We start from the raw sequence: 582 nt of genomic DNA, 5'->3' as shown, positions 1-582 counted from the left end.
GCCTTTTCGAGACATACTCTAGACGATCGCTCTTGATTCAAGTGTATGGACGTACTGTCTCATTTGATAATGCCATCCTTGATCCGAATGCATCAGTAGCTGGTGGGTTTCAGGTAAACGTTCCAATGCTTTCTCTAACATGTCTGAAACAAGCGAATACGTCGGTCTAGAACCAATTGTATAGGTAATAATTTCACCATTATACAAATCTAATACAGGTGATACATACAGTTTTTCTCCAAACAATTTAAACTCTGTGATGTCTGTTACCCACTTTTGATTCGGTGCATCTGTATGAAAATTACGCTCTAAAATATTAGGTGCAATTCTACCGACTTTTCCTTTATAGGATTTATATTTCTTCATACGCACAACACACTTTAACCCAAGCTCTTTCATAATGCGCTGAACCTTCTTGTGGTTCACNNGGCATCTACATCTGGACGATGCATTTTCTTTACTAAATCATAATACGTGCTTCGTGGAATAGTAGCTAGCTCCACAAGTGCCTTCACCGAATATTTATGCCTTAATTCATAGACTACTTGCGCTTTGTCTTGTCTCGTGATTTTTCCTTGTTTT

1 pseudogene is annotated in these 582 nt (G+C 38.3%); it reads right to left on the bottom strand.

The features are described from left to right. Positions 1–21 precede the first annotated feature (21 nt). A pseudogene (locus COL05_RS30440) lies at positions 22–582 on the bottom strand (IS3 family transposase); the annotation flags it as partial.

Origin of the sequence: Bacillus sp. AFS059628 (genome assembly GCF_002571225.1) — a bacterium.
GTDB lineage: Bacteria > Bacillota > Bacilli > Bacillales > Bacillaceae_G > Bacillus_A.
The sequence above is the reverse complement of the archived record's forward strand: the minus strand, read 5'-3'. Positions and strand labels throughout refer to the sequence as shown.